We start from the raw sequence: 8,386 nt of genomic DNA on the forward strand, positions 1-8,386 counted from the left end.
GCCAGTTCTGACTATTTGGTCAGTTATCGACACTGCGGCCTGCGACATATTTTTGCAAGGGGGGATGCCCTATGGTCAATACAAGCCATTCCCTTTCCGAAAGAAATAGTTTAATGCTAAACTAACTTGAGAATCCGAGGCCTCTACCATGTCCGACACGTCCAAAGAAACTTTGCGCCAGGCGGCGCTGCTCTACCACGAACAGCCGAAACCCGGAAAACTCGAAATTCGCGCTACCAAGCCGCTGGCAAACGGGCGCGACCTGTCCCGCGCCTACAGTCCCGGCGTCGCCGAGGCCTGCCTGGAAATCAAGGAAAGTGCAGCAAACGCATCACGTTACACGGCACGCGGCAATCTCGTGGCCGTGGTTTCCAACGGCTCTGCGGTGCTGGGCCTTGGCAACATTGGCGCCCTGGCTTCCAAGCCAGTAATGGAAGGCAAAGCGGTCCTCTTCAAAAAATTCGCCAACATCGACTGCTTCGATATCGAGGTCAACGAATCTGACCCAGAGAAGCTTGCTGAAATCGTTTGCGCTCTCGAACCCACTTTCGGCGCCATCAACCTCGAAGATATCAAGGCCCCGGATTGCTTCATTGTTGAAAAACTGTGCCGTGAGAAGATGAACATCCCCGTCTTCCACGATGACCAGCACGGCACCGCCATCGTCGTCGGTGCCGCCGCCACCAACGCCTTGCGCGTTGCGGGCAAGAAATTCGAAGACATCAAGATCGTCTCGACCGGCGGTGGCGCGGCGGGCATCGCCTGCCTCAACATGCTCCTCAAGCTGGGTGTGAAACGCGAAAACGTCTGGCTCTGCGACATCAAAGGCGTCGTCTACGAAGGGCGCACCGAGGAAATGACGCCGCAAAAGGCCGAATACGCACAGGCCACCGACAAACGCACTCTGGACGAGGTCATCGAAGGCGCGGACATGTTCCTTGGCCTGTCCGGCCCGGGCGTCCTGAAACCCGAGATGGTCGCCAAGATGACCGATCAGCCGATCATCTTCGCGCTCGCCAACCCGACACCCGAGATCATGCCCGAGGACGCCCGTGCCGTGAAACCGGACGCGATCATTGCGACCGGACGCTCGGACTTCCCCAACCAGGTCAACAACGTTCTTTGCTTCCCGTTCATCTTCCGGGGCGCGCTCGACGTTGGCGCGACCGAGATCAACGACCAGATGCAACTGGCCTGTATCGACGGCATCGCGGAACTCGCCCGCACCACCACCAGTGCCGAGGCAGCCGCCGCCTACAAGGGTGAGCAACTGAACTTCGGGGCCGACTACCTGATCCCGAAACCCTTTGATCCACGCCTAGTGGGTGTGGTCTCGGCCTCGGTGGCCAAGGCCGCGATGGACAGCGGCGTCGCCACCCGCCCCATCGACAACATCGATGCCTATATTCACAAGCTGAACCAGTCGGTCTTCAAATCCGCCCTCCTGATGCGCCCGGTCTTCGAGGCCGCCAGCAAGGCGGCGCGCCGCATTGTCTTTGCCGAGGGCGAGGATGAGCGCGTCCTGCGTGCCGCTCAGGCAATCCTTGAGGAAACCACCGAAACGCCCATTCTCATTGGCCGTCCGGAAGTTATTGAAGCCCGCTGCGAACGTCACGGTCTTTCAATTCGCCTCGGCCGGGATTTCCAGATCGTGAACCCGGAAAACGACCCGCGCTACTATGACTACTGGAATTCCTACCACGAGATCATGCAGCGCCGCGGGGTCACGCCCGACCTTGCCAAGGCCATCATGCGCACCAACACCACCGCCATCGGTGCGATCATGGTGCATCGGGGAGAGGCCGACAGCCTCATTTGTGGCACCTTCGGCGAATACCGCTGGCACCTGAATTACGTGAACCAGGTTCTTGGCAACGCCTCCTACCGTCCCCACGGTGCGCTGTCGCTGATGATCCTCGAAGACGGCCCCCTATTCATCGCCGACACCCATGTCTGGTCTCTGCCGACACCGGAACAGATCGCGGAAACCGTGGTGGGTGCCGCCCGCCACGTCCGCCGCTTCGGCCTTGAACCGAACATCGCTCTCTGCTCGCAATCGCAGTTTGGCAACCAAGCGGAAGGCGCTGGTAAACGCTTGCGCGCGGCCATTGACATCCTCGACAGCGAACCACGCGATTTCACCTACGAAGGCGAAATGAACGTTGATGCGGCGCTCGATCCGGAACTGCGCAACCGCATCTTCCCGAACTCGCGCCTTCAGGGCGAGGCCAACGTGCTGATCTTTGCCCATGCCGACGCAGCATCCGGCGTGCGCAACATCCTCAAGATGCGCGCCGACGGCCTCGAAGTCGGACCGATCCTCATGGGCATGGGCAACAAAGCCCACATCGTGTCTCCGTCGATCACTGCGCGCGGCCTGCTCAACATGGCGGCGATCGCGGGCACGCCCGTGGCGCACTACGGCTGATCCACCTGGCTCGGACACACCGGAACGAATCCTCGAACAGGGCGCGATTCTCGCGCCCTTTTTCTTTGCAGTAAAAAAATTAGCAAATTTGCAAAAATCGCCAAATTTCCAGCTAAATAGCAATATAGCCATGTATTTGCAAAAATTTGCAGGCCAATTTACACACCAACTGCAAATTTTCCGCGATAATCTGACGCGACGTCCCTAAAACTTATTGCCCGCCTACGCTGCACTCCCGTAACTGTTCTGCAACCAGATTGGAGGAGAAGTGTCATGGCTTACAAAGACGTGTACGAGGGCTGGAAAAACGATCCCGAGGGGTTCTGGATGGACGCCGCCCAGGCAATCGATTGGGACGAAGCACCAAAGCAGGCGCTCTTCGACAAGGGCGAAAACCTCTACGAATGGTTCGCCGACGCCAAGGTCAACACCTGCTGGAACGCCGTCGACCGCCACGTCGAAGCGGGCCGTGGTGAACAGACCGCAATCATCTACGACTCCCCGATCACCCACACCAAACGCGAAATCTCCTATGTCGAGCTGCGCAACCGCGTGGCCAACCTTGCAGGCGCCCTGCGCGCCAAGGGCATCGAAAAGGGCGACCGCGTCATCATCTACATGCCGATGATCCCCGAAGCGCTGGAAGCCATGCTGGCCTGTGCCCGCCTTGGCGCGGTGCACTCGGTTGTCTTCGGCGGCTTTGCCTCCAACGAACTGGCCGTCCGCATCGACGACGCCAAGCCCAAGGCCATCATCGCCGCCTCCTGCGGTCTCGAGCCGGGCCGCGTGGTACACTACAAACCGCTGCTCGACGGAGCCATCGACCTCTCCGAACACAAGCCCGACTTCTGCGTCATCTTCCAGCGCGAACAGGAAGTGGCCGAACTGACCCCAGGCCGAGACGTCAACTGGCACGGCTTCCAATACGGCGTTGAACCGGCGGAATGCGTGCCGGTCGAAGGCAACCACCCCGCCTATATCCTCTACACCTCCGGCACCACCGGTCAGCCCAAGGGCGTCATCCGCCACACCGCGGGCCAGCTGGTTGCGCTGAACTGGACGATGAAAAACCTCTACAATGTCGAACCGGGCGATGTCTTCTGGGCCGCCTCCGACGTAGGCTGGGTCGTGGGCCACTCCTATATCTGCTATGGCCCGCTGATCCACGGCAACACCACCATCGTCTTCGAGGGCAAACCGGTCGGCACCCCCGACGCCGGCACCTTCTGGCGCGTGATCTCGGAACACAACGTCAAGTCGTTCTTCACCGCCCCCACCGCCTTCCGCGCGGTGAAACGCGAAGACCCGACCGGCGAATACGTCAAGAAATACGATCTCTCCTGCCTCAAGCAGGTCTACCTCGCCGGTGAACGTGCCGACCCCGACACCATCGTCTGGGCGCAGGAACAGCTCCAGGTGCCGGTGGTCGATCACTGGTGGCAAACCGAAACCGGCTGGTCGATCGCGGCCAACCCGATCGGCATCGAGGAACTGCCGATCAAACTGGGTTCGCCAACCGTGCCGATGCCGGGCTATCAGGTCGAAATTCTAGACGATGCTGGCCACCCGGTCGAAGCGGGCACCCTTGGCGCCATCGCGATCAAACTGCCCCTGCCCCCCGGCACCCTGCCGACCCTCTGGAACGCGGAAGAGCGTTTCAAGAAATCCTACCTCAACACCTTCCCCGGCTACTACGAGACCGGCGATGCGGGCATGATGGACGAAGACGGCTATGTCTACATCATGGCGCGTACCGATGACGTCATCAACGTCGCCGGCCACCGTCTCTCGACCGGCGGCATGGAAGAAGTGCTGGCAGGTCACCCCGACGTGGCAGAATGCGCGGTTATCGGTGTCACCGACCAGCTCAAGGGCCAGATGCCCGTTGGCTTCCTCTGCCTGAACGCTGGCACCGACCGCGATCACGCCGACGTGGTCAAAGAAGTGGTGAAGCTGGTGCGCGAAAAGATCGGCCCGGTTGCCGCTTTCAAACTGGCCGTGGTTGTGGATCGCCTGCCCAAGACCCGCTCGGGCAAGATCCTGCGCGGAACCATGGTCAACATTGCCGACAGCACCCCCTACAAGATGCCGGCCACCATCGACGATCCCGCCATCCTCGACGAGATCAAGGAAGCCCTGCAAACCATCGGTTACGCCAAGGGCTAACCCCTTCGCCCAAGGCTACGTCAAGACCCCGCCAAGCGCGGGGTCTTTTCGTTTGTGCCGCGGATCGACGCGCGGGGTGTCGCTTTCGCAGGGCCACGCGATTGACTTTGCCCCTACGAAAGCCCTCTATCCCCTCCGGGCGCCCCAAGGTCGGCCCGAAACCGCGCGAACAAGAAAGACATGTCATGAGTCTGACCCCGGAACTGATCCAATCCACTTATGCCGCGATCAAACCGGCGACGGTGATCACACCGACGGTGCACGCCTCCCGTCTTTCCCTGCAACTGGGGTTTGATCTTTACCTCAAGCTCGAAAACCTCCAGCACACCAATGCCTTCAAGGCCCGTGGCGCGCTTGCCAAACTGTTGACGCTGTCAGAAGACGAGCGCAAGGCTGGTGTCATCGCCTGCAGCGCGGGCAACCACGCACAGGGCGTGGCCTATCACGCCTCCCTGCTTGGCATCCCCTCGGTCATCGTCATGCCCGAAGGCACCCCTTTCAACAAGGTCAAGCGCACCGGCGATTTCGGGGCCGAAGTCATCCTGCACGGCACCGGCTTTGACGAAAGCGTCCAATTCACCCTCGACATGGCCCGCGACAAGGGCATGACCTTCATCCACCCCTTCGACGACCCCGTCGTCGCCGCCGGTCAGGGCAGCGTGGCCATCGAAATGCTGGAACAGGAACCCGACCTCGACACCATCGTCGTCCCCATCGGCGGCGGCGGCCTGATCGCGGGCATCGCCGTTGCCGCCAAATCGATCAAACCGGGCATCCAGATCATCGGCGCGCAGGCCGAAACCTTTGATGCCGTCAAGGCCGCCATCGACGGCACCGAGGCGCAAAGCAAGGGCAAAACCCTTGCCGAGGGCATTGCCGTCCGCGCGCCTGCACAAACCCATATCGAAACCATCCGCGCCCTCGTGGACCGCGTCGAAACCGCCTCAGAAACCGAGATCGAAGAGGCCATCTTCGACCTTCTCAGCCACGAAAAGCTTGTTGCCGAAGGCGCGGCCGGTGCGGGTCTCGCCGTGATCAAGAACAATGCCGAGGCCTTCAAAGGCAAGAAAGTGGGCCTTGTGGTCTGTGGCGGCAACATCGATTCCCGAATGCTGTCGACCCTGATCCTGCGCGGCCTCGTGCGCGACGGGCGCATCACCCGCCTGACCTTCGAGATCGACGACACCCCCGGCCAACTCTCCGACATCTCGCGCATCATCGGCGAAAGCGGGGCCAACGTGATCGAGGTGATCCACCAGCGCATGATGCAGACCGTGGCCCTCAAACAGGCCGAGCTGGAAATCGTGATCGAAGCCCGCGACCTCCTGCACGTGAAAGAGATCGTCGCCAACCTGCGCGGCGCGGGCTACACCCTGCGCACCGACAACCCGCTGGTCTGATCCCGACCCCATGTCGCTCCCGGACATGCGCCCTGCGGATGCGGGGCTAGCCTCCTTTCTGACAGAGAGGAGGACCCCGCATGTTCAAAGCCCGCATGGACGCCTTTCGCGACCGACTGGAGGCCGCCGGAATCGACGTTGCCCTGATCACGGATGACGACAACGTCTACTATCTGACTGGCTACTACGACTATCTCCATATGGAGTTTGGCCGCCCCACCATCCTTGTTGTCCCCCGCGACGGTGACACCCTTCTCATCACCCCCACGATTGACCTTGTCGCGGCCCTCTCCTCGGCCCGTGTCGACCGCATTGCCGACTGGAACGATGGCGCCGGTGAAGAGTGGCGCACGGAACTTCCCGCCGCCATCGGCACCGCCCGCAAGGTCGCGCTTGAACCTGAACACATGCCACCCGTGGTGCGCGCCTATCTCGACAGCCTCGTCGACAAGGAAACCCTGACCTCCGTCACCCCCATCCTTTCCGATATGCGGATGATCAAGTCGGACGAGGAACTGCAACTGGCACGCCACGCCGGACAGGTTGCCAACGCGATGATGCAGGCTGGTCGCGATGCCATCTCGGACGGCACGCCGGAATACGAGGTGGCGCTTGCCATTTCCCAAGCCGGAACCCGCACCGCCGCCGGCCTTCTGGCCGCGCATTACGACGACAGGGACATGTCGCCCACCACGCATTTCCTCCAGATCATGGCTTCGGGCGACACCATCACCAAGACCCACCACCGCGCCTCGACCCGCGTGATGCGCCGCACCGAACCCGTTTTCTTGTGTTTCTGCGGCATGACCAACTTTCACCGCTTCAAACTGGGCTTCGATCGCACCTTCTGGATCGAAAGCGCCGATCCCGCCCAGGTCGCGCTTTATGAAACCGCCGTCAAAAGCCAGCAGGCGGCCCTGGCCGCCCTGTGCCCCGGTGTCACTGCCGAAAGCGTCCACGCCGCCTATGCCGAGGTCATTCAGGAGGCAGGCTTTGACTATCCCTTCCGCTGTGGCCGCGCGACGGGGTTTTCGTTTCTGGAACATCCGCAACTTGTCACCGGCGATACCACGATCCTGCAACCCGGCATGGTGCTCGCCGTCGACGGCTCTGTCGCCACCAACGATTTTCGCGCTCAGGTGGGAGACAGTTTCATCATCACCGAAGACGGCTACGAACCGCTCACCAATCACCCCAAAACGTTGGAAGACGTGATCCTGCCCGCCTAGGCAGGGTCACACAAACTGTTCGCGGATCAGCCGTTCCTCGAGCCCGTGGCCGGGATCGAACAGGATGCGATGGGCAATCGAGTCATCCGAACTGATCTCGACATTCAAGACATTGCGTACCGCTCGGCTGTCCGCCTCGGCCATGACCGGGCGTTTCTCGGGGTTCAGCACATCAAAACGCACCCGCGCGTTCTTGGGCACCAGCGCCCCGCGCCAGCGTCGAGGCCGAAACGCGGCCACCGCCGTCAGGGCAAGCACATCCGACCCGATCGGCAGGATCGGCCCGTGCGCCGAATAGTTATAGGCCGTCGATCCCGCGGGCGTCGCCAGAAGCGCGCCATCACAAACCAGTTCATCCAGCCGCAACCGCCCGTCAATCGTAATCCGCAGCTTTGCCGCCTGCGCCCCGGCCCGCAGCAGCGAGACCTCGTTGATCGCCAGGGCCTCATGCACCGTGCCATCGGCACAGGTCGCCCGCATCGCAAGCGGGTTGATCACCTCTTCCTCGGCCGCGGCAAGGCGTTCGGGCAACCCGGTCTCAACATATTCATTCATCAGGAACCCCACCGTGCCCCGGTTCATCCCGTAGACCGGCAGGTCGAGTTCCTGTGTGCCGTGCAGGGTCTGGAGCATGAAACCGTCGCCACCAAGGGCCACGATCACGTCGGCACCATCCGGCGCGACATTGCCATATCGGCTGATCAAAGCCGCCCGCGCGGTCTGGGCAACCGGCGCGTCACTGGCCAGAAAGGCGATTCTCTCAGGCATGTTTTTTCCCCGAATCCTGTTTCCAATGCCCTAAACGGTGTTTCCGATCGAAGCACATCTCCACCCAAGGCACCAGTATCGCCGCTCAGACAAAGCGTCACGTCGCTTTCAGCCCTTTCTCCCCCTATGTGTTTCCGATAGGAAAATCCTCGAAATATCACCCATTTTATGGAGCAATGCCCATGACCACTGTTCGCGATTCCGGTTTCTTCACCGAATCCCTGGCCACCCGTGACCCCGAGCTGTTTGGAGCGATCACCGATGAGCTGGGTCGCCAGCGCGACGAGATCGAGCTAATCGCCTCGGAAAACATCGTGTCCGCCGCGGTGATGGAAGCGCAGGGCTCGGTTCTGACCAACAAATACGCCGAAGGCTACCCGGGCCGTCGCTACTAT

General features: G+C 61.3%; 5 protein-coding genes and 1 pseudogene. 5 read left to right on the forward strand and 1 reads right to left on the reverse strand.

What is annotated here, in order from left to right:
- Positions 1–148: 148 nt before the first annotated feature.
- From NNA36_RS17275 to NNA36_RS17290, 4 genes are all read left to right on the forward strand, one after another.
- Positions 149–2,428: an NADP-dependent malic enzyme gene (locus NNA36_RS17275; RefSeq protein WP_255109329.1), complete on the forward strand. Its 2,280-nt coding sequence runs from the start codon at positions 149–151 to the stop codon at positions 2,426–2,428.
- A gap of 273 nt (positions 2,429–2,701) precedes the next feature.
- Positions 2,702–4,594, forward strand: a complete 1,893-nt coding sequence (prpE, locus tag NNA36_RS17280; protein WP_255109331.1) for a propionate-CoA ligase PrpE — start codon at positions 2,702–2,704, stop codon at positions 4,592–4,594.
- A 185-nt stretch (positions 4,595–4,779) separates the two neighbouring features.
- Positions 4,780–5,994 (forward strand): threonine ammonia-lyase, encoded by a 1,215-nt coding sequence (locus NNA36_RS17285; RefSeq protein ID WP_255109333.1) that lies wholly within the window; start codon positions 4,780–4,782, stop codon positions 5,992–5,994.
- Between the two features lie 80 nt (positions 5,995–6,074).
- On the forward strand, positions 6,075–7,223 hold the full coding sequence (locus tag NNA36_RS17290; RefSeq protein WP_255109335.1) for a Xaa-Pro peptidase family protein: 1,149 nt from the start codon (positions 6,075–6,077) through the stop codon (positions 7,221–7,223).
- 6 nt (positions 7,224–7,229) lie between these two features.
- On the opposite strand, the gene NNA36_RS17295 is transcribed toward NNA36_RS17290, so the two are convergent.
- A complete protein-coding gene (locus NNA36_RS17295) occupies positions 7,230–7,991 on the reverse strand; it encodes an NAD kinase (RefSeq protein ID WP_255109337.1) in 762 nt (253 codons plus the stop codon).
- 182 nt (positions 7,992–8,173) lie between these two features.
- Between NNA36_RS17295 and glyA the strand changes: the two are divergent.
- Positions 8,174–8,386 (forward strand): annotated as a pseudogene (gene glyA / locus NNA36_RS17300) (serine hydroxymethyltransferase); the annotation flags it as partial.

This window comes from Shimia sp. CNT1-13L.2, assembly GCF_024331145.1.
Taxonomy (GTDB): Bacteria; Pseudomonadota; Alphaproteobacteria; order Rhodobacterales; family Rhodobacteraceae; genus Shimia.